Here is a 23,063-nt window from a genome sequence, read left to right as displayed (position 1 = left end):
GCGCCATGGCCGACCAGGACGGGCCGATCGAGGATTTCAAGCGCGCCAACGCCGCCTGCTTCCGCGCCGTGTCGGGGGAGCCGGAGTTGGAGGTGAGCTACGGCTCCGAACCCGCGCATATGTCGGGGGAACGCGCGCGCCTGCCGTTCCCCGGGCGCGCGCTGCCGGTGGAGGAGGTCGCCCGTGTGCGCGGCGAGGCGGATGCGCTGGCGTTGCGTCTGCGCCATCACGACGACGCGCTACACCGCCGTTCCAAGCCGCAGGGCGAGGTCGCGCCGATGCTGTTCGATGCGCTGGAGACCGCGCGGGTCGAGGCGCTCGGCGGGCAGAACATGGCGGGGTTGCGCGCCAATCTGGCCGGCGCGCTGGAGGCGCGCTATCGCAAGATGGGCTTCCACCGGATCGAGGAGCGCACCGAGGCCGCGCTGCCCGAGGTGATCCGGCTCCTCGCGCGCGAGAAGATGACCGGCGAGACACCGCCGCCCGCCGCCCGCCGCGTGGTCGATCTATGGCGCCCGCATCTGGAGGACCGCCTGGAGCAGGCGCTGGAAGCGCTCAAGCCCTCCATGCGCGACCAGCAGAGCTATGCCGACGCCGCCCGCGACCTGATCCGCGAGATGGATGTCGACATGGGCGAGCAGGAGCCGCAGGAGGCCGACGGCGAGGACGATCACGAAAGCCAGGAGGACGAGGACAACCAGTCCCGCGGCCAGTCGGAGGAGGAAGGCGGCGAGCAGCAGGAAGGCGAGGTCGAGGGCTCGGCCGACACCGCCACCGGCGAGGGCGAGGATGACGGCGACGGCGAGCAGCTCGACGAGGACCTCGCTGGCGAGATGATGCAGGCCCCCGGCACCGACGAGCCCGGCGACAGCGGCAAGCGCTGGCGCCCGGAGCATGACCTGTCGAACGTGCCGAAGGAAAAGTTCTATCGCGCCTTCACCGAGGGGTTCGACGAGATCGTGGCGGCCGAGGAGCTTTGCGATCCGGAGGAACTGACCCGTCTGCGCACCATGCTGGATCAGCAGCTTTCCCACCTTCAGGGCATCATCGGGAAGCTCGCCAACCGTCTGCAGCGCCGCCTCATGGCGCAGCAGCAGCGCTCCTGGGATTTCGATCTGGAGGAGGGTATTCTCGACACCGGACGGCTGGGCCGCGTCGTCACCAACCCGACCCAGCCGCTTTCCTTCAAGCAGGAAAGCGAGACGGAATTCCGCGACACGGTGGTCACGTTGCTGATCGACAATTCGGGGTCGATGCGCGGACGGCCGATCTCGATCGCCGCGATCTCGGCCGATATCCTCGCCCGCACGCTGGAGCGATGCGGCGTCAAGGTGGAGATCCTGGGCTTCACCACACGCGCCTGGAAGGGCGGACAATCGCGCGAGGCCTGGATCGCCGACGGTAAGCCGGCCAATCCGGGACGCCTAAACGATCTGCGTCATATCGTCTATAAGCCGGCGGACCTGCCCTATCGCCGGGCGCGCAAGAATCTCGGCCTGATGCTGCGCGAGGGGCTGCTGAAGGAGAATATCGACGGCGAGGCGCTGATGTGGGCGCATCAGCGCCTGCTGGGCCGGCCGGAGGAACGCCGCGTGCTGATGGTGATCAGCGACGGCGCGCCGGTCGACGATTCAACGCTGTCGGTCAATCCGGGCAATTATCTCGAACGCCATCTGCGCGACGTGATCGAGTATATCGAGACCAAGAGCCCGATCGAACTGGCCGCGATCGGCATCGGCCATGACGTCACCCGCTATTACCGCCGCGCGGTGACCCTGGTGGATGCGGAGCAGTTGGGCGGCACGATGATGGAGCAACTCGCCGACCTCTTCGAGAACGAGGCCGAGCAACCCCGTGGCCGCCGCCGCAAGCCGAAGCTGGAGCCGATCCGCGCCCGGCGCTAGCCGGCGCTATGCCCCCTCCGCCACGCGCCGGGGAAACAGCCGGCGCACGCCCATCGGCAGGAACAGGCCGACGACGAAGCCGATGAAGGCGTGGAAGACGGCGGAGAGGCTGAGCGGCACCGCCGGTTGGAAGTCGGCCAGCGCGGCGTCCGCGATATCCGGTTCCAGATGCAACAGGACCTGCGCCGCCTGGACATAGACCGGCGCGTCGCGCACCGCGTCCCGCGCGGCGCTCAAGCGGTGCTGACGGCCCAGAAGATCGATCAGGGCCCGGCCCTCCCGCGCGACGACGGGGTCGGGATTGCCGCTCAACCGGCGGACATAGGCATAGCGTTCGAGGCCCGCGGCGGCGGCGCGCTCGTCGAGCGCGGCGACCTGCCGCGTCACCTCGTCGAGCGCGCCGCCGATCCGTTGCAGATAGGCGTCCCGGAACGCCGGGAACTGGGAGGCGAGCGCCGCCAGCAATACCGCGAAGGCGATCAGCAGCGGACGCGCCATGACCTACCCGTCCGAACGCAGGGTCTGGGTGAAGAACGATGTCGTCCGGCCCCAGGCCAGCCGCGCGTCGGCCTCGTCATAGCGCGCGCCGGTCGGGTTGGCGAAGGCGTGATCGGCCTCGTACCAATAGACGGTCAGGGACTTGCCCGCCTCCTCCATCGCCTCGACGAAGCCGCTTACCATCGGTTCGTCGATATATTTGTCCTGGGTCGCGAAATGGCCGAGGACCGGGCCCTGGAGCGCGGCGAGTTCCGAGGCCTCCTTGTTGACGCGGCCGTAATAGATGACGGTCCCGTCCACCGGCGCGGCGAGCGAGGCGTTGAGCGACCAGCCGCCGCCGAAGCACCAACCGACGGTGCCCAGCTTGTCCGTCGTCTCCGCCTTGGCGCGCAGCCAGTCGATCCAGGCGGCGCAGGTGGCCGTCGCCTCATCCTCGTCGACCGCCTTCATCTGGCGGGTGGCCTTGTCGGCGGTGGTGGCGACCTTACCGTTCATCAAGTCAATCGCCAGCGCGGCATAGCCTTCCTTGGCCAATTCCGCCGCGACCGCCTTGATCTGATCGTTGAGGCCCCACCATTCATGGATCAGGATGATGGAGGGCACGGGCGCCTCCTGGCTCGCGCCTTCCGGCATGGCGAGCGACGCGCCGACCTCCGTCCCGTCGGAGAGCGTCAGCGAAACATCCTCCAGCCCCGCGGCCGCCGCGCGGGCGAGCGTGGGGTCGGCCAATATCGTGGCGAGCGTGGCCGTTCCCGCCACGCCACCCGCCATGCCACGCAACACGCCGCGTCGATCGATTACCTTTTCCACCGTCATGTCACAGGTTCTCCCTCATTTGATGGGGGCGCCGACATCATCCCCGCCGTTCGATCCATCCCAATGGGCCACCCCAAGCGACCCTCGCGCGCCATCATGAGTCAATCATTGGGGCGAGATCGTGACGTGTCGAGCCGGACGTCGCGTTTATTCGTTATTTCGTGCCGAACAGGCGGTCGCCGGCATCGCCCAACCCGGGCACGATATAGGCGTTGGCGTCCAGCTTCTCGTCGAGCGCGGCGGTGTAGATCGCGACATTCGGATGCGCGTCCGACAGGATCTTCACGCCTTCCGGGGCGGCAACCAGGGAGAGGAAGCGGATATTCTGCTCCTCCACCCCTTCGCGGACCAGCACGTCGACCGCGTGCGCGGCCGAATGGCCGGTCGCCAGCATCGGGTCGCACAGGATGAAGAGGCGACCGCCTGGCTCCGGCAATTTGACGTAATACTCCTTCGGACGCTTCGTCGCCGGGTCGCGGTAGAGACCGATATGGCCCAGCCGCGCGGAGGGCATCAACTCCACCAACCCGTCCGCCATGCCAAGCCCGGCGCGCAGGATCGGCACGATCGCGGGTTTGCGCCCCGACAGGACCGGGGCTTCCATATCGGTCAGCGGCGTATCGATCGTCTCCGTCATCATCGGCACGTGGCGCGTGATTTCATAGCCCATCAGCAGCGATATCTCGCGCAGCAGATGCCGGAACATCGCGGTCGGCGTCTCCTTCTTGCGCATCCAGGTCAGCTTGTGCTGGACCAGCGGGTGGTCGACGATATGAAGCGTTGGGAACTTCGGGTCGGTTTTCATCAGGGGGTGACCTTCTCGGGTTTTCGGACGGGCTATACGCTACGGCGGGCATCGGCGAGGACCGCGTCGGTGCGTGGCGCGCGGGCACGCGTTTTCGCGCATCACGGGCCCAGGGTGGTCCGGGTGGATGACCCGGGGGCACGTCACGCGCGGAAGTCGAAGCGACTGCTTTCATGCTAAGCCGCGACCATACCCGCCCCGGGCCGGGGCGACAATCGCCACCTCGCATGAGACGGCGTCTCAACGGCGCACGATAACCGGCTGCATGAACGACGGAATCGCGGTACCATCCCCTTCTTCATCCTCTTCAGCATGAGCGACCCGACGCATGACCGCCAAGGTAACCCGACTGCCCTCCGCCGACCGCCCACGGCAGGAAGCGACCTCCGACGAGATGCAGGCGGCACGCCGCGCGGCCGATCGACGGGGCAGGATCGTCGGCTGGGCAGCCGTGGTGTCGAGCGGCGCATGGTTCGCCCTGGCGGGGTGGTATCTGCAATGGGTTGGCGGTTTCGCGCTTCTGCCGGCGCTTCTGCCGCATGAGATCGCGCTGATGGTGACCGGCCTGCTGCTGCCGGTGGTGATGCTGTGGCTGGTCGCGCTCTATGTCCGGCGTTCGGCCGATATCCGCCTGCACACGGAGGTGTTGCGGCATCAATTGGCGCTGCTGACCTATCCCGCCGACACGCAGGAGGAACGCGTGCGCACCGTCGCCGATTCGCTGCGCCGCCAAACCGACGATCTGACCCAGGCGGGGGAAATCGCGGTCGCCAATCTTTCGGAACTGGCCGAGACGCTGCGGCTTCAACTCGATGCGTTGGAGGCCGCCGGCAGTGGCTCGGAAAGCCGGGCGAAGGCGCTGCGCGAACAGTTGGGGCACCAGAGCGAGCGGCTGGAGACCGTGGCCGGCCGGCTGGAACGTCATCAACGCCGGATCGAGGAGAGCGGGGAGGCGCAGGTTCAGGCGCTGGAGAGCGCGAGCGAGGCGGCGCTGGTCCGCGCGGGGGATATCGAATCGGCGCTTCACGCGCAGGCCGAGGATCTGGTTCGCGCGGCCGAGCGGGCGGCGGAACGCGCCGATGCGCTGGGTAAGCTGTTCGAGCGCCATGCGGGCAATCTCGATGAGGTCGCCGCGCGCAGCGACGGCACGGCGGAGCGGATCGCCGCCAATCTGGGGGAAGGGGCGAAGACGCTCGCCCATGCCAGCAACGCCGCCGAGGCCGGTGCCGGCCGTATCGCGGAGCGGTTGCGCGGCGAAGGCAAGCGCCTGGGTGAGGCGTTGGATTCGCATTTCGCGCAGACCCAGGGCGCCCTCGACCGGCTTCTGGCGGACAGCCGTTCGCGGATCGAGCGGATGAGCGAATTGCTCGGCGAGCGCACGGAGATGCTCGGCGAGACCGTGAGCCATAAGCTGCGGGCGCTCGACGAGGGGCTGACGGAAGGACTCGATGCCAGCGAATCGCGCGCTCTGCGGCTCGGAGAGAAGCTGGAGGATCAGGTCACACGTTATTCCGGTCGCCTCGACGATGCCTTGGAGAAGCACGGCAAGGGCTTGGAGGAGGCGTTGGAGCGCTCCGCCGGGCAGGTTGAAACCGTGCTGGCCCGGTTGAAGGAACAGACCCTGGGGCTCGACCGGGCGAGCGAGCGCAATGCCGAGAAGGCGGAGACCGTGCGCGCCGCCGTCACCCGGCAGAGCGAGGAATTGACACGCCTCGCCGAGCGTCTGGCGGAACAGACGACCTTGATCGACGAGGCGAGTGGGCGGAACCGGGAGGCTCTGGCGAGGAGCGCCGAGGAAGCCGGCGCCGAGGTGCGCCGCGCGGGCGAGGCGCTGACGGCGGAGGCCGAGTCGCTGGGCAAGGCGGGAGAGGTTTCGGCCAAGCGCGCGGAGCAGGTGCGTGCCGCGCTTTCCCGCCAGACCGAGGCCCTGATGCAGGCGGCCGAGGCCACCGCCGCGCAAGCGAGCGCGCTCGACCGGCAGGTCGAGGAGCGGATCGAAACCGTCGCAGCACGCCTCGCCAAGAGCGGCGAGCGTCTGCAGGCCAATATCGATCCGACATTGGAGCAGGGCCGGGCCGTCGCGAAGGATTTGCGCGCCCAGGCCGAGGCTCTGCGCGCCGCGGCGGATTGGAGCGCGGAGCGCGCGCGCGGCGTCGGCGAGGCGCTGACCCGCGACGGCGAGGCCTTGCGTCAGGCGGCGGAGACGGCGAGCGGCGGGGCCGAGGCGATCTCCAAGGCGCTGGGCGAGCGCACGGCGGCGCTGGAAGCGGCCGGGGAGAGCGCGTCGGCCCGCGCGGCGGCGATTCGCGACGGCTTGAAGTCCGATGCGGAGCGGATGGAGACGCTGTCCGAGATGATCGGGGAGCGCGCCCGCCTGCTCGACGAGGCGGTCACGCGCCAACGCGATACCCTCGACGCCGCGTCGAAACAGGCGGCCGAGGGCGGAGCCGGCTTGGACGAGACCTTGTCGCGCCGGGTGGCGGAGCTGCGCGAGGCGTGCGATCAGGTGAGCGAGCGTCTGGCCAAGGCTGGCGGCGCCTTCCGCAACGAGCATGGGGCGCTGCAATCGGCCCTGGAGACGGCGTTGGGTCTGATCGACCAGGTGGGCGAGAAATTCGCCACTCAGAGCGAGAAGGTCACGACCGCCTCGGTCCAGGCCGGTATGCAGGTGGCGGACAATCGCGAGCAGTTGAAGCAGCAGGCCGAGGCGTTGTCGCTGGCGGCGGAGGAATCCTCGAAGGCGCTGCGACTCGTTTCGGATTCGTTCGCGGCCCAGGTCGGCGATGTCGAGGGCCGGACCGGCAAGGCGAGCGAGCGGATCGAGGCCTTGATCGAACTGCTGCGCCGGCAGTCCGGCGATGTCGCCGCGGCCGGCGATCTGGCCCGTCAGCAGATCGAACGCGTCGGCGGCGGATTGGATGAACGGATCGTCGCCCTGGAGAAGGCGGCGGGGCTTGCCCAGGGCGCGCTCGGGACGCTGGGAGAGACGCTGGAGGACAAGGCCGGCGCGCTTCTGGAGACGGCGGAGAAGGCCAGCAGCTCGGCCGAGAAATCCGCCGAGGCGTTCGCGACCCAGGCGGGGCGCCTCGACCAGGCGGCCCAGCATGCCGAGGCGCAGGCCAAGGCCCTCGCCACCAAGGAGGTCGAGGCCCGCCGCAACCTGTTCCTCAAGACCGCGCGTTTCATCGTCGAGGATCTGAACTCGATCTCGATCGACCTGACCCGCATGCTTCAGGGCGAGGTGCCGGAAGCCGATTGGCGGCGTTACATCAAGGGGGACCGGAGCATCTTCACGCGCACCTTGCTGCGCCAGAAACAGGGCACGGCCGTTCGCCGTATCGCAGAGAAGGTGAAGGAGGACGGCGAGGCGCGGAAATACACCACCCGTTATGTCGAGCAGTTCGAGCGGCTGTTGGAGGAATCACAGGGCGCCGATCCGGAGCACCTGTTGCATGCGACCTTCATGACGGCGGATGTCGGAAAGCTCTATATCCTGCTTAACCGCGCGCTCGGCCGGGAGGAATAAGCGTGATGGTTCCATCCGGAACCGGGAGAGGCGGGGTTTGGGGCCTACCCCCAGGTTCCTTGGAGGAAGTGCGTGGGGGAGGAAGTGCGTGGAGGAGGAAGTGTGTGGGGGCGTGACGGGGAGAGAAGCGGTTGATCCCGGGAAGGCCGCACGATGGTTGCCCAAGGGCGGATAACAGCCGGAAAACATCCATTTCGGCGACCTGACCGCCGCGTCGCGCCTTCCGCGGGGCCGTCCGTGGGGGCACGTCGCCGTGCCGGAAACAGAACGAGCCGCCGTCATGGGACGGCGGCTCGTCGTGATCTTACAGGACCGTCTCTAGAGATCCGAGGAAGAGCCCCGGAAAGACCCGGACCAGCTCGTCGGATGAATCTTATTCCGTAACGGGGCCGTTGAGCGCCACGAGTTCGTCGCAGGCCGCGCCGTCGACACCCGTGCCGGAGGCGGTCGCGATCTCTTGGGCGAGTTGCGGACGCACCGCGATGGCGTAGCGCAGCGCATAGGTGCCCAACTCGACATGCTGGTTCTCGGTGCCGATCAGGTCCGCGAACACACCCTCCGCCGCTTCGCAGAAGGCGCTGCCGGTGCGCGCATGGCGGATAGAGGCGTCATTCGCCAATTCCGTCACATAAGCGTTCAGCTCGCGCGTCGAGGCGCCGCCATGCACGGCCTGGAAGTAAGATTTCAACGCCTTACCGTGCTTCATGAGGTCGGGCCGGTAGCTCACCGCGAAATTATTATAGAGCGCCCGGGCATTGCACGAGAGCGCGGCCACCATCATATCGCTTTGAAGGGTGCGAACCGATTTCGCGTAAGTGCCGGACTCGATGCCCTGCAAGCAATTGGCTTGCGCCGCGCCGGCGCCGATGCCGATCATCGCGAGGGCCGCGATGCCCGCGCGCCAACGGCGGCTGGTGCCACGCAGGCGTGTGTTGACGGAGGGGCGGAACGGAGAGTTGACGCGGGTCAGAAAGCTCACGGGTACCTGCCTCTCGATTTGAGAATTGAACGAGGCGGAGTGTACGCGTGCGTCGGCGTCGCGATCAAGATCGAACTGCCCATTTTCCGTCAACATCGTGGTACTACGCCACATTGCGGCGCGCCGACCGCCGCATTTCCGGGCGCGCGGAGACTGTGCCGGGCAGCCTGCGCCGGGCAGACTGCGCCGCGCAGGCTGCGTCGGACGGTCGCGGGCGGCGGTCGAATGAATCGCCCGCCGGACGTCCGGCTGATTCGCGCCGTGCCCGCGGATGATTGACAGTGGCCCCTTGCGCGCCGCAGGCTGATCGGCGTCGGACAATAGCTCGGGGCGGCAGTTCGGGGCAGCGGGTCGGGGCGTGGCATGATGACCGGAAGGGCACGAGGTGCCGGGACCCTGTCGCGAAGCGGGGCGCCGATGGGGACATCGATCGGGGCGTGGGATAGGACGGCGCGGCGGTTGGAGACGATTCACGCGACGGCGCTTTGGCTCGTTTTACCAGAACCAGCCGGGTCACCAGAACCATCCAGGCCACCAGAACCAGCCGGAGGGGCGTCGGGCGAAGCCGGCGCGGGGGTATTGCTGCGCGGCCCGTCCGGTGCCGGAAAATCCGATTTGGCCTTGCGCATGATCGCCACCGGCACGGCGCGCCTGGTCGCCGACGACCGGGTCGTCCTGTGGCCGGGGAAGGCGGGGCACGGCCCCCGTCTCGCCTGTCCCGAGGGGCTGGCGGGCTTGATCGAGGTTCGGGGACTTGGGATCGTGACGCTGGAGTCGGATGAATGGGTGACCGGCGCGCTCGCGGCGGACCCGGGTGAAGGCCCTTCTCCGCATTGTCCCCCACTTCTTCTCGTCGTCGATCTGGTCGCGCGATCGGAGGTGCCGCGCTTGCCGGCGCCGGACCCTGCCCATGTCGCCGGGGCCGCGGTTCCCCGGATTCGTCTTCATGCCTTCGATCTCTCCACGCCCACGAAGATTCTGCGGGCCGTTTCCATCGCGCGGGCGCGCGCCGAGGGCACGGCGGCCGATGCCGGTCGGGACGGGCTGGGGCCGCCCGCCCGGCGTTCCTCGAAGGCGTGGGTATCGTGAGCGTGCCGGACCTCGTCCTCGTCACCGGCATGTCGGGGGCCGGTCGGTCGAGCGTGCTTGCCGTGCTGGAGGATCTGGGATTCGAGGCGATCGACAATCTGCCGATCGGTCTGCTCGACCGGCTCGCCGCGCCGATGGAAGGGGAAGCGCCCGGCGGGGCGCGCGCGCCCTTCGCGGTCGGGGTCGATGTGCGCACCCGTGATTTCGACCCGGACCAGCTTACCCGGACCGCGCTCAGGCTCGGCGCGGAGGGCGGGCGGCGCGTCGTGACCGTCTTCCTGGATTGCGAGGACGAGCAATTGATGCGGCGCTTCGCCGAGACGCGCCGTCGTCATCCCCTGGCCGCCGACCGGCCGGTCGCCGACGGCATCGCGCTGGAACGCCGGACGCTCGCCCCCTTGCTGGAGCGCGCGGACCTGCGCCTCGACACCAGCGACCTGACCCCCTGGATGCTGAAGGAGCGGGTGCGCGGCCTCTTCGCGCCGGAAGGCGGGCATGGCAGCACCGCCGGCGGGCCGACCGTGACGGTGATGTCCTTCGCCTTCCGCCATGGGCTCCCGCGCGAGGCGGATATGGTCGTCGATGCGCGCTTCCTCAGCAATCCGCATTACGATCCGGTCTTGCGGCCGCTGACCGGGCTGGACGGCGCGGTCGGGACGCATATCGAGACGGACCCGGATTTTCACGGGTTCCTGGATGACCTTTCCGCCTTGCTGCGCCGCACCCTGCCGCGCTACGAACAGGAGGGAAAGGCCTATCTGACGATCGCGATCGGCTGTACCGGGGGGCGCCATCGCAGCGTCTACACGGCCGAGTGCCTGGCTAGGCGATTGGAGGCGGCCGGTTGGTCGATCGCGCGGTTCCACCGCGATCTGGAACGGGCCGAGGAGAATGGCGACGACCGTCGGGGCGGGGCGTCGTCGGGCGGGGAGGCACCGCGACGGGAGGCGGACGATGGACCGTCGGCGCCGGGCGGGCCGGGAAATTCGAAGGAGCGGGCGCTATGATCGGAATGGTGCTGGTGACCCATGGCAATCTGGCGGCGGAATTCGTGGCCGCGCTGGAGCATGTTGTCGGCAAGCAGGAGAATGTCGATGCGGTCTGTATCGGCCCGGACGACGACATGGAGCAGCGCCGGGCCGAGATCCTGGACAAGGTCGGCAAGGTCGATGGCGGGGCCGGTGTCGTGCTGCTGACCGACATGTTCGGCGGCACGCCCTCCAATCTCGCCATCTCGATCATGGAGAAGGCGAAGGTGGAGGTCATCGCGGGCCTGAACCTGCCGATGCTGGTGAAGCTCGCCTCCGTGCGCGCGTCCGAACCGCTGGACCGCGCCGTGGCGGCCGCGCAGGAGGCCGGGGTCAAATATATCAATGTCGCCAGCGCTCTGCTGCGCGACTGACGGCGGGTCATGCGCGAGCGATCGGACAGCAACCGGCCCGATCCGGCCCAGGCTGATGGGGCTGACGGAGCCGACGGGGCCGGCGGCGAGACGCCGGGCGGTGGCTCGTCCGGCGCGGGGCGGTCGCGCCGGGTGACGATACCGAACCGGCGGGGCCTGCATGCGCGCGCGGCGGCCAAGTTCGTGAAGCTGTGCGAGGGGTTCGATGCCGAGGTCACGGTCTCCCGCGATGGGCAGAGCGTCGGCGGCCGGTCGATCATGGGGCTGATGATGCTGGCCGCCGGCCAGGACAGCACGATCGAGATATCCGCCGAGGGACCGGAGGCCGGGGCCGCGCTGGAGGCGCTGCGGGCGCTGGTCGAGGCAGGGTTCCACGAGGCCGATTGACCGGCGCGCCTTCCCGGCGTGCCGTTTTGCATCCGGCCGTCTTGCGTCCGAACGAGAGTACGCCCGACCCATGAGCGAGCGCGTCCTGACAGGCATAGGGGTCGTTCCCGGCTTCGCGGAGGGGCCGCTCGGCCTGATCGATCTCGGCGGCTTGGCGGCCTCCGACCGTCCGGTGGCGGCGGGCGCGGTGGCGGAGGAACTGGCGCGCCTCGACGCGGCGGTTGAGCGTGCGCGGCGCGATCTGCGTGGCCTGCGCGCGCGCCGGGCCCGTCTGCCCGACGCGGCGGCGGAGGAGGTCGGCGCGATCCTCGAGACGCATCTACGGATGCTGGACGATTCGCGTCTGCTGCGGGCGGTTCGCGCGCGGATCGAGGCCGACCGCCGGAATGCCGAGGGTGCCTTGCGGCATGAGGTGGAGACCTTGGCGGGTGGGTTCGAGGCCCTGTCCGACCCCTATATGCGCGCCCGCGCGGAGGATGTCCGCGAGGTCGGCCGGCGTCTGATGCGCCATTTGCGCGGCGAGGGGGCGAGTCCCTTCCATGGGTTGGACGAGGGGGTCCTGCTGGCCGCCGAAAGCTTCAGCCCCGCCGAGGTCGCCCAGATGGCGCCCGCGCGCATCGCCGGCTTCGCCAGCGAGATGGGGGGCGCGCAGGGGCACACGGCCATCCTGGCCCGGTCGCTCGGGATTCCGGCGGTGCTCGGCGTGCCGGACCTGTTGGAGACGGTGCGCGCCGCGCGCGCGGAGTTGGGGCTCGGCGCGGGCGAGGCGGTGCCGGCCCTGATCGACGGCGTGGACGGGCGGGTCATCCTCGACCCCACGGCGGATACCCGCCGCCGCCATGGTGAGCGGCGCGCGGATGTCCAACGCGCGCGCCGCGATCTGGCGCGGTTGCGGGACCTGCCGGCGCGCACGCGCGATGCGACGCCGATCGCGCTGGAGGCCAATCTCGACCTGCCGATGGAGGTGGGACAGGCGATCGACGCGGGCGCGGAGGCGATCGGTCTGTTTCGAACGGAATTCCTGTTCATGAATGTCGACCGTCCGCCGGACGAGGACGAGCAGGCGGAGGTCCTGACCGCCGTCGTCCGCGCGATGGGCGGGCGGCCGGTCACGGTGCGGACCATGGATGTGGGGGGCGAGAAACTGGCCCGTGCCCTGGGGCCGGAATTGGAGGGCGCGCCCAACCCCGCGCTCGGCCTGCGGGCCATCCGCCTGTCGCTCAAGCGGCCGAAACTGCTGGAGGCGCAGCTTTGCGCCATCCTGCGCGCCGGCGCGGAGGGGCCGGTTCGCATCCTGTTGCCGATGATCACGACACCGGGCGAGGTGCGCCAGGTGCGCGATTGCCTGATGCGCATGCGCCGGCGCCTCGCCCGGCGCGGCGTGGCCCAGGCGCCGGAACTCCCGCCCGTCGGCGTGATGATCGAGGTGCCGGGCGCGGCGCTCGCCGCCGACGCGCTGGCGCGGGTCAGCGATTTCTTCGCCATCGGCACCAACGACCTCGTCATGTATACGCTCGCCATCGACCGCGCGGACGAACAGGTGGCCGCCCTCTATAACCCCCTGCATCCGGCCGTGCTGCGCCTGATGGAATTCGCCATCCAGGCGGCCGAGCGCGCCGGCCTGCCGGTCAGCGTGTGTGGGGAGATCGCGGGCGACCCACGCTATACCGCCCTGCTGCTGGGGCTGGGCGTGCGGCAGCTTTCGATGACGGCGGCCTCGATCCCGCCGATCAAGCAGAAGATCCGCTCGATCGATCTGGCTTCGGCGACCCGGCGCGCGCGGGCGGCCCTCGACCACCCGGACAGCGGCCGGATCGCGACGATGCTCGACGACCTCAACGGGTGAGGGGGCCGGCCGTCAGGCCGGGACGTCGGCCGGTCGCGCCGCGGCCTCCTCGGGCGCCATGGGGCGGCCGAAGTGATAGCCTTGCGCCAGATCGATGCCGAGACGCGCCAGCATGTCGGCGGTCTCCGCGTCCTCGACCCCTTCGCCGATGGTCCGAATGCCGTTGCGCGTGCAGCGTTCCGCCAGGGCCGCGATCATGTCGCGCTTGGCCTCGCCCCCACTGGCCGCGTCACGGATCACCGCCTTGTCGAGCTTCAGATAATCCGGCTCCAGGGTCATCAGCGTCTGCAAATTGTTGAAACCGGCGCCATAGTCGTCCAGCGCGATCCTGAATCCGGCGGCGCGATAGAAATTCACGATGCCGCGCAGATGGTTCAGATCCTCGATCCGTTCGCTCTCGACGATTTCGAAGATCACGCGCTCCGGTGAGATTTCCTCTTCGTGGACGGCATTGACGGTGGTGCGCAGGCACACGCCCGGATCATAGACCGACCCCGGCATGAAGTTGATGAAGACCTTGCCGGACCCGGGCAGGCGCGCCGCCGTTTCGACCGCGGAAATCCGCGCCCTTCGGTCGAGATTGAACAGGATGCGCGGGTCGCTCGCGCTCTCGAACAGCGCCGCGGGCGATAGGACCGTGCCATCCTCGTCATAGCCGCGGAACAGATATTCATGGCCGATGGGCGCGAACCCATCGGCAAGGTCGACGATCGGCTGACGGAAGGAGGTATAGCGTCCCTCCTTCAACAATTGGATCAGCCAATCGCCGCGCTTGCGCCGCATCATTTGTTCCACGGTCATGATCTGCCCGAATTCACCGAAGCCGGGGGACGGGGTATCGGACAGGAGAATCCGCGTATCGGCCGCTTCCGAGCGGGTCAGGAGACCGCAGAGCAGGACGATGAACCGGTTCGCGTTCTCGACTTCGGCCGTCAGGTAGCTGTTGCCGCGATCCGTTTCGAAGCGGTAGGCGCGTTCCTCCAGATGGCGCGCGATCTTCCGCAGCGTGTGTCCCTGCGGCGGCCAGAGGAAGGCATGGCTCAGCGCATCCAGGGTTTCCGGCAGTCGGCAGGCTTGGCAAGGCATTCGCGCCTCCTCGTCATGATCCACATGGAGCGGTACGCGTGGCCGGAACGCTTGGATTGCTCGCACGCGCCCTCTCGCGCGATCGCATCACCGGGCGTCGCTTTCGCTTGATTGTGGGCCGCGCGCTTCCCACTCTATGCCAAGGGTTGGCGCGTCCCACCGGGGCGCGTTCCATTCCGACCGGCGGGGTGCGGGCGGCCGATCGATCACGGCGCCCGACACCGCGCCGGCCGGTCGGGCCGCGGCGCCGGATGACCCGGGCCGCATGCGCGGGAGAGACGCGGATGAGCCGGATGACCTTGTTGAACAGCCCCCTCATGCTGGGATTCGAGCATGTGGAGCGCACGCTGGACCGGGTGGCCAAGATGTCGGCGGAGGGCTATCCCCCCTACAATATCGAGCAATTGAGCGATACGCGCCTGCGTATCACGCTGGCCGTGGCCGGCTTCGCGGAAGGCGATCTCGCCGTGCACCGCGACGGCGATCAGTTGATCGTCACCGGCCGCCAACAGGACCGGAGCGAGGAGGAGGGCCGCGTCTTCCTGCATCGCGGCATTGCCGCGCGCCAATTCCAGCGCAGCTTCGTCCTGGCCGATGGGATCGAGGTGGAGGGCGCGGCGCTGGCCGACGGGCTGCTCCATATCGACCTCAGCCGCCCCCTGCCGGAAAGCCGGGTCCAGTCCATTCCCATCACCAAGGGCGGCGCGGCCGGCAAGACATTGGATATCGAGCGGGACTGACCGGCGTCGCCACCTCCCTCCCCCTGAGATCTTACCCGGGGTCTTCCACCTCGGGGTCTTCCACCTAACGCAGCGTCTTGAAGCGCTCCATCGCGTTGACGAGGCCGATGGCGATGCCGGGTTCGGTCGCGGAATGGCCGGCGTCGGGGACGAGGGTCAGGCGCACGTCGGGCCAGACGGCGGCGAGGTCGTGCGCGCTGACCGGCGGGCAGACCACGTCGTAGCGGCCTTGCACGATGGCCCCCGGAATCCCCGCCAGGCGATCCGCCTTGGCGAGCAGTTCGCCTTCTTCCAGGAACAGGGCGTTGACGAAGTAATGCGCTTCCAGCCGCGCCAGCGGCAAGGCCACTTCGGAGCGCGTGATCGACTGCACGCTGTCGCGGTTGGGCAGAAGGGTGGAGCATTCGGCCTCGTACCGGCTCCAGGCCGTGGCGGCGGGACCATGAACCTGCGGGTCCGGATCGATCAGGCGGCGATAATAGGCGGCGAGCGGATCGGTGCGCTCCCCCTCCGGCAGGAAGCCGAGGAAGGCGGCGTGCGCCTCGGGAAAGAAGCGGCCCATGCCGTGCAGGAACCACTCCACCTCCGAATGCCGGCACAGGAAGACGCCGCGCAGAACGAGGGCGATCACCCGATCCGGATGCGCCTCGGCATAGGCGAGGGCGAGGCTGGAGCCCCAACTGCCGCCGAAGACGATCCAGCGCTCGATCCCCAGATGGCGGCGCAGCGCCTCGATATCGGCGATCAGGCGCTGGGTGTCGTTCTTCTCGACCGCCGCGCTGGGGATCGACCGGCCGGCGCCGCGCTGGTCATGCAGCACGACACGGTAATGAGACGGATCGAAGAAACGGCGGTGACCCGGGCTCGTGCCCGCGCCCGGACCGCCATGCAGGAAGCAGACGGGTACGCCTTCGGGGTTTCCGCCTTCCTCCCAATAGATTTCGTGCGGCGGCTCGACCGCCAGACGCCCGCGTGCGCGGGCGTCCTGCGTGGGATAAAGTCGGTCTCGCGGCATCTTGACCTTCGTGTCGCCTTCGCGGCGCCGTTTCGGGCTGGACGGATTACCGTCCGGGCCCGACCCTGTCCGCGGGTCGAACCATGGGGGACGAACCATCGGGGACCGGGCGGCGGAACGCGGAGTATGGCGGGGCCGCGCATCCCTCGAAAGGGTAAAGTGATGGCGATGCCGGGGCGAGGAAAGGCGGCGCGCGCGCGGCGGGGCCTGTCGACCTTCCTGTGGGCGGTCGGGTTGGGCATTTTGGCGCAGACGCCGACCGCCGGGGGGCAGATCATGGCCCCCGATGGGCCGGAGGCGGCCGGCGGCGAGGAAACGCCGGGCGATATAGGGTCCTTCGCGCCCCCTCCCGACGGCGCCGACGGCATGGCCCGGCATTTCGTCGCGCGGGCGGAGGCGGTCCTGTCCGGCACGCGCCTGCGGCTCGACGGCGGGTGGGAGGTCGTGCTGCCCGATCTTCTCGGCCCCGACGATTTCCGGGGCGGGCGCACGGCGCCGACGCCGGCGGCGGAGCGGGCGAGCGCGGCGCTCGCCGACCTGACGCTCGGCCGGCGGCTGCGCGTCGATCTGCTGCCGGTCGGGCGCGACCGGATGGGGCGGCTACGCGCGCGGGTCCGTCCCCTCGGCCCCGACGGTTTGGCTGGCCCGGAACTGGGGGCGGAGATGGTCGGGCGCGGCCTTCTCGTCACCATGCCGGAGCCGGGGGCCGATCCGACGCGGATTGCCGGTCTTCTGGCGCGCGAAGATACCGCGCGACGGGCTGGGCGCGGACTTTGGGGACGGTTCCTCATGCTGCGCGCGGCGGAACCCTATGACGGCGGCCTCGACAGGTTCGAGGTGGTGGAGGGCACCGTCGCCCGCGTCGGGCGCGGCGGGCAGCGCCATTATCTGGAGTTCGGCCGGGATTGGCGCGAGGATTTCACCGCCGGTATCGAGGACCGGCTGCTCAACCGCTTCGCGGATGCCGGCGTCCCGGTCGAGACGCTGGAGGGGCGTCGCGTGCGCCTGCGCGGCTGGGTGCGCTACTGGAACGGCGCCTATCTCGAGCTTCACGAGGCGGTCCAGGTGGAAATATTGGACTGATCCTGTCTCCGGCGATTGTCTTTTGTCCACCGGCCGTGGAAAGGTGCGTGCTTCACGATCGTGGCGATTAGGGACCAAATCATGCCGGGCAATCTGAGTTTCGAGGAATTGAAGGCGGCCGTCGCGGGCGGCGAGATCGACACCGTTCTGGTGGCGCAGATCGACATGCAGGGCCGCTTGATGGGCAAGCGGATGCAGGCGGAATTCTTCCTGGAAAGCGCCTGGGAGGAGACGCATAGCTGCAACTACCTGCTGGCGACCGACCTGGAGATGGAGACGGTCCAGGGCTATGCCGCGACGAGCTGGGAGAAGGGCTATGGCGATTACGTCATGAAGCCCGATCTGGCGACGCTGCGCCGGGTGCCGTGGCTGACGGGCACGGCCTGCGTGCTGTGCGACACGCTCGACCCCCACACGCACGAGCCGGTGGCGCACAGCCCGCGCGCGATCCTGAAGGCCCAGGTGGCGCGTCTGGAGGCCATGGGCTTCAAGGCGATGATGGCGAGCGAACTCGAATTCTTCCTTTTCAAGGAAAGTTACGAGGAGGCGCAGGAGAAGGGCTATCGCGGCATTCAGCCGATCAGCGCCTATAACGAGGATTATCACATCTTCCAGACCACCAAGGAGGAAGAGGTGATGCGCGCCATTCGCACCGGGCTGCAGGGCGCGGGCGTGCCGGTCGAGAATTCCAAGGGCGAGGCCGATGCCGGGCAGGAGGAGATCAATGTCCGCTATTCCGATGCCCTCGACATGGCGGACGCCCATGTCTTCATGAAGAACGCCTGCAAGGAGATCGCCTGGCTGCAGGGCCGCGCGCTCACCTTCCTGGCGAAATACGCCTACGACAAGGCGGGCAATAGCTGCCATGTGCATCAGTCGCTATGGTCGCTGGACGGCGCGCCGGTGTTCTTCGACCCGGACAAGGCCCATGGCATGTCGGACATGATGCGCCATTATACCGCCGGGCTGTTGGCGCACGCGGACGAGATCACCTATTTCCTCGCCCCCTATATCAACAGCTACAAGCGCTTCCAGGCCGGTACCTTCGCGCCGACCAAGGCGATCTGGAGCCGTGACAACCGCACCGCCGGCTATCGGCTGTGTGGGGAGGGGACCAAGGGAATCCGCATGGAATGCCGCGTCGGCGGCTCCGACCTGACGCCGCATCTGGCCTATGCGGCGATGATCGCCGCCGGGCTCGACGGGATCGAGAACAAGCTGGAGTTGGAGGACGAGTTCACCGGCGACGCCTATAAGGCCCGGCGCGCGCGCGGCGTGCCGACCACCCTGCGCGACGCGACGACGAAGCTGAAACGCTCGAAGATGCTGCGCGCGGCCTTCGGCGACGCGGTGGTGGACCATTACGTCCATGCCGCCACCTGGGAGCAGACGGAATATGACCGCCGCGTCACCGATTGGGAGGTGGCGCGCGGTTTCGAACGGGCGTAGAACCCGGCCGTTTCTCTATTCGGCGGGCGGGAGCGGTCGGTTCCGTCCGCTTCTTTCCTTGTGAACGGATGACGCCATCATGATTCAATGTATCTCGCCGATCGACGGCTCGATCCATGCCGAGCGGCCGGCCGCGCCGCGCGCGGACGCGGAACAGGCGATCGAGCGGGCCCGCGCGGCCCAGCGCGATTGGGCCGCGCGCCCGTTGGAGGAGCGCGTGCGCCTGGTGCGCGCGGGTGTCGAGGAGCTCGGTGCCATGAACGAGGCGATCGTCCCCGAACTCGCCTGGATGATGGGCCGTCCCGTCCGCTATGGCGGGGAGTTCGGCGGCGTGAAGGAACGGGCGGACTACATGGCCGATATCGCGGCCGATGCCCTCGCCCCCCAGGTGATCGAGGAGAGCGCGGCCTTCTCCCGCCGGATCGAGCGGGAGCCGGTCGGCGTCGTCCTCGTCATCGCGCCCTGGAACTATCCCTACATGACCGCGATCAACACGGTGGCGCCGGCGCTGATCGCGGGCAACGCGGTCGTCCTGAAGCATGCCTCCCAAACCCTGCTGGTGGGCGAGCGGATGGTGGAGGCCTTCACCCGGGCCGGCGTGCCGGCGGAAATTTTCCAGACCCTGTTCCTCGATCACGGCACCACGGCGGAGCTGATCGCGGCGAAGCGGTTCGGCTTCGTCAATTTCACCGGCTCCGTCGCGGGCGGCCGGGCGATCGAGCGCGCGGCCGCCGGCACCTTCACCGGCGTCGGCCTGGAACTGGGCGGCAAGGACCCGGGCTATGTCATGGAGGATGCCGATCTGGAGACGGCGGCCGCCGTGCTGATCGACGGGGCCATGTTCAACAGCGGCCAATGCTGCTGCGGGATCGAGCGTATCTATGTCGCCGAACCGCTCTTCGACGCCTTCGTCGAGAAGGCGGTGGCGATCGTGGACGGTTATCGTCTCGGCGATCCGCTGGACGAGGCGACGACGATCGGCCCCATGGCGCATAAGCGCTTCGCCGCCGAGGTGCGCGCCCAGGCGGAGGAGGCCGTGGCCGCCGGCGCCCGCCCGCTGATCGACCCGAAGCGCTTTCCGGAGGATGACGGCGGCGCCTATCTGATGCCGCAGATCCTGGTGGACGTGACCCACGACATGCGGGTCATGCGGGACGAGAGTTTCGGCCCCGTCGTCGGCATCATGAAGGTCTCCGACGACGCGGAGGCGCTGCGCCTCATGAACGACAGCGATTTCGGACTGACGGCCTCGCTGTGGACCGGGGACGTGGAGCGCGCGGCCGCGCTCGGCCGGGGGATCGAGACCGGGACGGTCTTCATGAACCGTGCCGATTACCTCGACCCAGGCCTGTGCTGGACCGGTTGCAAGGCGACGGGCCGGGGCGCCGCGCTCTCAAGCCTCGGCTATCAGAGTCTGACGCGGCCGAAATCCTATCACCTGCGCAAGAAGACGGGCTGAGGCCGCTTCATCCCCCCGGTTTCATCCCCCGGCGTCACCCAGGACATGCACGCCGGCGAGGATGAAGCCGCCGATGAAGATCGTCTCGGCGACGATGAGGGCGACCGCCTGGCCGCCGACCTCGCGGATGCGGCGCAGCGATGTCTTCATGCCGACCGCAGCGATCGCCGTCAGCAGCGCCCAGCGGGACAGATCGCCCAGCGCCTCCACGCCCGCCGGCGGGATCGCGCCCAGCGTGCTCAATAGGGCGAAGCCGAGGAAGGCGAGCACGAAGATCGGGATCAGCGGCGGCCGCTTGCCGCCGTCCGGCGTTTCCAGCCCCGCGCCGCGAACGATCAGCGCGAAGACCAGCACGACCGGCGCCAGCATGGTGACGCGGATCAGCTTCACCAGCGTCGCGATGTCGCCGGTCTCGGTTGAGATGGAGAAGCCCGCGCCGACCACCTGCGCCACGTCGTGGATCGTGCCGCCCAGGAAGACGCCGGCGGTGCGGGCGTCGAGATCGAACATCTCGCTCAACACCGGATAGACCATCATGGCGACGGTGCTCAGCACCGTGACGCTCAGGATGGTGAAGCTCAGATTGCGTTCGGAGTGCTCGTTGCGGGGCAGGATGGCGGCGATCGCCATCGCGGCCGACGCCCCGCAGATCGCGACCGACCCGCCGGTCAGCAGCGCCAGCCGCCAACCGCGCCCCAGCAGCCGCGCGCAGACCAGACCGAAAAGGATGGTCGCGACCGAGCCGAGGATCACCAGCGCGATCAGTTCCGGTCCCAGGCCGATCAGGATATCCGCGCTGATACGCGCGCCGAGAAGGGCCACCCCGACCCGCAGCAAGGTCTTGGCGGAGAAGGCGATGCCGCTCGCGCAGCGCCCTTCCTCCGAGAGGAACTGCAAGGCGATGCCGAGCAGCAACGCCATCAGCATCGCCGGGGCGCCGTAATGTTCCGACATGAACTTGGCGGCGATCGCCAGGATCACCGACACCATGATTCCGGGCGCCAGATCGCCCAGACTTCCCCGTGCGCGGCCCAAACGATCCGACAGGCTGCCGGCCCCGGTCTTCATGATGCCCTCCTTCTCGGCCCTCGTGGAAAAGATCGGCGCCCGCCCCCCCCCCTCTGTGCTTGGGGCCTGTGCTTGGGGCCCGTGCTTAGGGCGGGCGCCGGAGCGATCCTATCCGATTCCGGTGTCAGGCGGCGCCGGGCACCTTCATGTCCTCCCGCCGGATACCGGCCACTTGGACCGGCCGGGTCATGGCGTCGCGCCGGAAGGGTTCGCCCAACTCCTGGTTCAGAATGACTTCGATGAAGGTGGTGGTGCCCTTCATCTGCGCCTCGCACGCCTCGGCCAGCGCGTCGGTCAGTTCCGTCATGCTCCTTACCTGAACGCCCTTCACGCCGCAATTCTCGGCGATGCCGGCATAGTTGACGTCGAGGTCGAGTTCGGTGCCGACGAAATTATCATCGTACCAGAGGGTGGTGTTCCGCTTCTCCGCGCCCCACTGGTAGTTCCGGAAGATCACCATGGTGACGTTCGGCCATTCCGGCCGCCCGCAGGCCGTCATCTCGTTCATCGAGATGCCGAAGGCCCCGTCGCCGGCGAACCCGACGCACGGCACGTCCGGGCGCCCGATCTTCGCCCCCAGGATCGCCGGGAAGCCGTAACCGCAGGGACCGAACAGGCCGGGGGCCAGATATTTCCGCCCTTCCTCGAAGCTGGGATAGGCGTTGCCGATGGCGCAGTTGTTGCCGATGTCGGTGGAGATGATGGCGTCGCGCGGCAGGGCGTCGGTGATCGCCCGCCAGGCCATGCGCGGGCTCATCCGGTCGGGCTGGGCGGTGCGCGCGCGCTCGTTCCAGGTGACGCCCGGGTCGTCGTCCTCGTGATCCATGGAGGTGAGTTGCTGCTGCCAGCGCGACTTGGTCTCGGCGATCAGGTCCATGCGCTCGCGCCGGCTGGCATCGCCCGCATCGTCGGCAAGACCGGCCAGAAGCTGTTCCGCCACCAGACGGGCATGGCCCTGGATCGGCACGCTCACCTGCTTGGTCAGGCCGATGCGGTCGGCGTTGATATCGACCTGGATGACCTTGGCGTCCTTCGGCCAATAATCGATGCCGTAGCCGGGCAGGGTGGAGAAGGGGTTGAGCCGCGTGCCCAGGCACAGCACCACGTCCGCCTTGGCGATCAGTTCCATCGCCGCCTTCGAGCCGTTATAGCCGAGCGGCCCCGCCGCCAGCGGGTGCGAGCCCGGGAAGGCGTCGTTATGCTGATAGCCGCAGCAGACCGGCGCGCCCAGCTTCTCCGCCAGCGCCTTGGAAGCCGGGATCGCATCGCCCAGCACGACGCCCGCGCCGTTCAGGATCACCGGGAATTTCGCCTGGGACAGCATCGTGGCCGCCTCCGCGATGCTGTCCGGGTTGCCCGGCGCCGGGGCGACGCGCACGGCGCGCGGCAGGTCGATGTCGATCACCTTCGTCCACATGTCGCGCGGCACGTTGATCTGCGCGGGGGCGGAGCCGCGATAGGCGCGTTCGATCACGCGGTTCAGTACTTCCGCGATGCGGCCGGGGTCGCGCACCTCCTCCTGATAGCAGACCATGTCCTCGAAACAGGCCATCTGCTCGACCTCCTGGAAACCGCCCTGGCCGATGGTCTTGTTGGCGGCCTGGGGCGTCACCAGCAGCATCGGCGTGTGATTCCAATAGGCCGTCTTGATCGGGGTGACGAAATTGGTGATGCCGGGGCCGTTCTGGGCGATCGCCATGCTCATCCGGCCGGTCGCGCGGCTGTAGCCGTCGGCCATCATGCCGGCGTTGCACTCGTGCGCGCAGTCCCAGAAGGTGATTCCCGCCTCCGGAAACAGGTCGGATATCGGCATCATGGCGGAGCCGATGATGCCGAAGGCATGCTCGATCCCGTGCATCTGCAGGACTTTGATGAAGGCTTCCTCGGTCGTCATCTTCATGGGAACTTTTC

The 23,063-nt window shown here is 68.6% G+C and carries 19 protein-coding genes; 11 read left to right on the top strand and 8 right to left on the bottom strand.

All coding sequences use genetic code 11. The annotated features are described in order from the left end of the window. The first annotated feature begins 5 nt into the window (after positions 1 to 5). Positions 6 to 1,904, top strand: a complete 1,899-nt coding sequence (gene cobT / locus KAJ83_RS18730; protein WP_210683653.1) for a cobaltochelatase subunit CobT — start codon at positions 6 to 8, stop codon at positions 1,902 to 1,904. Between the two features lie 6 nt (positions 1,905 to 1,910). Here the strand turns inward: cobT and KAJ83_RS18725 are convergent, their stop codons facing one another. The 3 genes from KAJ83_RS18725 to upp all read right to left on the bottom strand — a co-directional run bounded on the left by KAJ83_RS18725 (position 1,911) and on the right by upp (position 4,023). Beyond that, positions 1,911 to 2,402 carry a DUF2937 family protein gene (locus tag KAJ83_RS18725; RefSeq protein ID WP_210683652.1) on the bottom strand — a complete coding sequence of 164 codons (492 nt, stop codon included), beginning with the start codon at positions 2,400 to 2,402 and terminating at the stop codon, positions 1,911 to 1,913. A gap of 3 nt (positions 2,403 to 2,405) precedes the next feature. After that, a complete protein-coding gene (locus tag KAJ83_RS18720; RefSeq protein WP_210683651.1) occupies positions 2,406 to 3,218 on the bottom strand; it encodes a dienelactone hydrolase family protein in 813 nt (270 codons plus the stop codon). 154 nt (positions 3,219 to 3,372) lie between these two features. After that, positions 3,373 to 4,023: a uracil phosphoribosyltransferase gene (gene upp / locus KAJ83_RS18715; RefSeq protein WP_210683650.1), complete on the bottom strand. Its 651-nt coding sequence runs from the start codon at positions 4,021 to 4,023 to the stop codon at positions 3,373 to 3,375. 328 nt (positions 4,024 to 4,351) lie between these two features. On the opposite strand from upp, the gene KAJ83_RS18710 reads away from it, so the two are divergent. Then, on the top strand, positions 4,352 to 7,549 hold the full coding sequence (locus KAJ83_RS18710; protein WP_210683649.1) for a coiled-coil domain-containing protein: 3,198 nt from the start codon (positions 4,352 to 4,354) through the stop codon (positions 7,547 to 7,549). 373 nt (positions 7,550 to 7,922) lie between these two features. Here KAJ83_RS18710 and KAJ83_RS18705 read toward each other — a convergent pair whose 3' ends face one another. After that, positions 7,923 to 8,528 (bottom strand): hypothetical protein, encoded by a 606-nt coding sequence (locus KAJ83_RS18705; RefSeq protein ID WP_210683648.1) that lies wholly within the window; start codon positions 8,526 to 8,528, stop codon positions 7,923 to 7,925. Positions 8,529 to 9,107: 579 nt separating this feature from the next. Between KAJ83_RS18705 and KAJ83_RS18700 the strand changes: the two genes are divergently transcribed. The 5 genes from KAJ83_RS18700 (at position 9,108) to ptsP (ending at position 13,252) form a co-directional block, all read left to right on the top strand. After that, a complete protein-coding gene (locus tag KAJ83_RS18700; RefSeq protein WP_281413181.1) occupies positions 9,108 to 9,617 on the top strand; it encodes an HPr kinase/phosphorylase in 510 nt (169 codons plus the stop codon). Continuing rightward, positions 9,614 to 10,624 (top strand): RNase adapter RapZ, encoded by a 1,011-nt coding sequence (rapZ, locus tag KAJ83_RS18695; protein ID WP_343222059.1) that lies wholly within the window; start codon positions 9,614 to 9,616, stop codon positions 10,622 to 10,624. The genes KAJ83_RS18700 and rapZ overlap by 4 nt, the downstream gene beginning before the upstream one ends. Next, entirely contained in the window at positions 10,621 to 11,019 is a 399-nt protein-coding gene (locus KAJ83_RS18690) for a PTS sugar transporter subunit IIA (protein ID WP_210683646.1), read from the top strand. Before rapZ ends, KAJ83_RS18690 begins: the two co-directional genes overlap by 4 nt. Before the next feature lie 9 nt (positions 11,020 to 11,028). Continuing rightward, positions 11,029 to 11,406 carry an HPr family phosphocarrier protein gene (locus tag KAJ83_RS19460; RefSeq protein ID WP_210683645.1) on the top strand — a complete coding sequence of 126 codons (378 nt, stop codon included), beginning with the start codon at positions 11,029 to 11,031 and terminating at the stop codon, positions 11,404 to 11,406. Positions 11,407 to 11,476: 70 nt separating this feature from the next. Further along, on the top strand, positions 11,477 to 13,252 hold the full coding sequence (gene ptsP, locus KAJ83_RS18680) for a phosphoenolpyruvate--protein phosphotransferase (protein WP_210683644.1): 1,776 nt from the start codon (positions 11,477 to 11,479) through the stop codon (positions 13,250 to 13,252). 12 nt (positions 13,253 to 13,264) lie between these two features. Here ptsP and KAJ83_RS18675 read toward each other — a convergent pair whose 3' ends face one another. Then, the gene (locus tag KAJ83_RS18675) at positions 13,265 to 14,338 is read right to left on the bottom strand and encodes an EAL domain-containing protein (protein WP_210683643.1); all 1,074 of its coding nucleotides are present in this window, start codon (positions 14,336 to 14,338) and stop codon (positions 13,265 to 13,267) included. Positions 14,339 to 14,622: 284 nt separating this feature from the next. Between KAJ83_RS18675 and KAJ83_RS18670 the strand changes: the two genes are divergently transcribed. Next, positions 14,623 to 15,078: an Hsp20 family protein gene (locus tag KAJ83_RS18670; protein ID WP_210683642.1), complete on the top strand. Its 456-nt coding sequence runs from the start codon at positions 14,623 to 14,625 to the stop codon at positions 15,076 to 15,078. 64 nt (positions 15,079 to 15,142) lie between these two features. Here KAJ83_RS18670 and pip read toward each other — a convergent pair whose 3' ends face one another. Further along, the gene (pip, locus tag KAJ83_RS18665; RefSeq protein WP_210683641.1) at positions 15,143 to 16,093 is read right to left on the bottom strand and encodes a prolyl aminopeptidase; all 951 of its coding nucleotides are present in this window, start codon (positions 16,091 to 16,093) and stop codon (positions 15,143 to 15,145) included. Between the two features lie 168 nt (positions 16,094 to 16,261). Between pip and KAJ83_RS18660 the strand changes: the two genes are divergently transcribed. From KAJ83_RS18660 to KAJ83_RS18650, 3 genes are all read left to right on the top strand, one after another. Continuing rightward, entirely contained in the window at positions 16,262 to 17,176 is a 915-nt protein-coding gene (locus KAJ83_RS18660) for a hypothetical protein (RefSeq protein WP_210683640.1), read from the top strand. 81 nt (positions 17,177 to 17,257) lie between these two features. Continuing rightward, entirely contained in the window at positions 17,258 to 18,625 is a 1,368-nt protein-coding gene (locus tag KAJ83_RS18655; RefSeq protein WP_210683639.1) for a glutamine synthetase family protein, read from the top strand. Positions 18,626 to 18,704: 79 nt separating this feature from the next. Further along, positions 18,705 to 20,084: an aldehyde dehydrogenase family protein gene (locus tag KAJ83_RS18650; protein ID WP_210683638.1), complete on the top strand. Its 1,380-nt coding sequence runs from the start codon at positions 18,705 to 18,707 to the stop codon at positions 20,082 to 20,084. Between the two features lie 21 nt (positions 20,085 to 20,105). On the opposite strand, the gene KAJ83_RS18645 is transcribed toward KAJ83_RS18650, so the two are convergent. Together KAJ83_RS18645 and xsc are read right to left on the bottom strand one after the other, a co-directional pair. Continuing rightward, positions 20,106 to 21,152: a YeiH family protein gene (locus KAJ83_RS18645; protein WP_210683637.1), complete on the bottom strand. Its 1,047-nt coding sequence runs from the start codon at positions 21,150 to 21,152 to the stop codon at positions 20,106 to 20,108. 124 nt (positions 21,153 to 21,276) lie between these two features. After that, positions 21,277 to 23,052 (bottom strand): sulfoacetaldehyde acetyltransferase, encoded by a 1,776-nt coding sequence (gene xsc / locus KAJ83_RS18640; protein WP_210683636.1) that lies wholly within the window; start codon positions 23,050 to 23,052, stop codon positions 21,277 to 21,279. Between the last annotated feature and the right edge of the window lie 11 nt (positions 23,053 to 23,063).

The sequence above is a fragment of the Marivibrio halodurans genome (assembly GCF_017963645.1).
GTDB lineage: Bacteria > Pseudomonadota > Alphaproteobacteria > UBA8366 > Aestuariispiraceae > Marivibrio > Marivibrio halodurans.
The sequence above is the reverse complement of the archived record's forward strand: the minus strand, read 5'-3'. Positions and strand labels throughout refer to the sequence as shown.